The sequence below is a fragment of the Collinsella tanakaei genome (genome assembly GCF_016900375.1).
Taxonomy (GTDB): domain Bacteria; phylum Actinomycetota; class Coriobacteriia; order Coriobacteriales; family Coriobacteriaceae; genus Collinsella.
The window spans coordinates 1-1,390 of record NZ_JACJKB010000043.1 but is presented as its reverse complement, the minus strand read 5'-3'; the positions used below and the strand labels follow the sequence as shown (position 1 = coordinate 1,390).

The window sequence follows — 1,390 nt, the reverse complement described above, 5'->3', positions numbered from 1 at the left end:
TGTGTTTGATAGCCTCCGTGTTGCGGGTTTGAGCGTGGCGAACTTTCGGGAATGAGCACGAAAAACTTTCGGCTTTGAGCGCGGGCACGCCGACCATCCCGTTCGGCCTAACGTTGTCGTTGCTTCGGTTACGACGATTGGGGGCCAGAGAGGAAATGATCGGCGTGGACAAGATCGACGATATCAGAAAGCTCGGGAGGAACGGGGCGACCGTCGCCTCGATCGCCCGGGACACCGGGGTCTCCGAGCCCACGGTGAGGAAGTACCTGAGGGAGGCCGACTTCTCGGAGCGGCCCCCGGTGGTCGGACGAGCGCCGGAGTCCCCTCTGCTCGAGCCGTACGCGGAGCTGATCGACTCGTGGCTCCGCGAGGACAGGCGCTGCTGGCACAAGCAGCGCCACACGGCCAAGAGGGTCTACGACCGCCTCGTCGGGGAGAAGGGCTTCGAGGGCTCCTACGCCACCGTCCAGAGGTACGTGAAGCGGAGGCGCGAGGAGCTCGCGGCCGGGCTCGATGCCCGCGAGGCGCAGGGGTTCCTGCTGCTCGACTGGGCGCCCGGCGAGTGCCAGGTGGACTTCGGGCAGGCGGACTTCCGCGTGCGGGGCGTCCTCACCCGCGGCCACTTCCTCGTCGTGGAGTTCCCGCACTCGAACGTCGGGCTCGCCCAGGTCTTCTGGGGAGAGACCGCGGAGTGCGTCTGCCAGGGGCTCAGAAACGTGTTCGAGTTCCTGGGAGGGGTGCCGCTGCGCGCCGTGTTCGACAACGCCACCGAGGTCGGGCGCCGCGTCGGCGCGCAGTTGACCACCTCGGAGCTCTTCCGGCGCTTCGCCGCGCACTACGGCCTGGACTACAGCTTCACCAACCCCTACTCCGGCAACGAGAAGGGCTCCGTGGAGAACAAGGTCGGCGCGCTTCGGCGCAACCTCTTCGTGCCGGTCCCGCAGGTCTGGGACGTGAAGGCCTACAACGGGAGGCTGCTCGGGACGTGCCTGGCGCTCTCCGACGGCAAGCCGCACTACCGCAAGGGCGCGGCGGAGTCGGAGCTCTTCGGGGACGACCGCGCCGCGCTCTCCCCGCTGCCGGAGGCCCCGTTCGCGTGCGTCACGTGGATCACCCGGAAGTGCGACAAGCAGGGCTCGTTCAAGGCCGGCGGCGAGCACCGCTACTCGGCGGGCCCCGCCAACGCGTCCAGGGAGGTCGCCGTCGCGATGGGGGCCTTCGACGTCACGGTCGTCGGCGCCGGCGGCGAGGTCGTCGCCGAGTACCCGCGCGAGTGGGGCGGCGCGCCGACCGACTCCGCCGACCCGACCCTGCAGCTGAGGCTGCTCTGCGTGCGCCCGGGCGGCTGGCGCGACAGCGTCGTGCGGAAGTCCCTCCCGGAGGAGCTCGT

The 1,390-nt window shown here is 69.6% G+C and carries 2 protein-coding genes; one reads left to right on the top strand and one right to left on the bottom strand.

Annotated features, from left to right (window positions below):
• A partial coding sequence (locus H6A16_RS10510; RefSeq protein WP_204618999.1) for a hypothetical protein occupies positions 1–235 on the bottom strand: 235 nt, incomplete at its 3' end.
• Between H6A16_RS10510 and istA the strand changes: the two genes are divergently transcribed.
• A partial coding sequence (istA, locus tag H6A16_RS10505; protein WP_239458345.1) for an IS21 family transposase occupies positions 156–1,390 on the top strand: 1,235 nt, incomplete at its 3' end. The genes H6A16_RS10510 and istA overlap by 80 nt on opposite strands.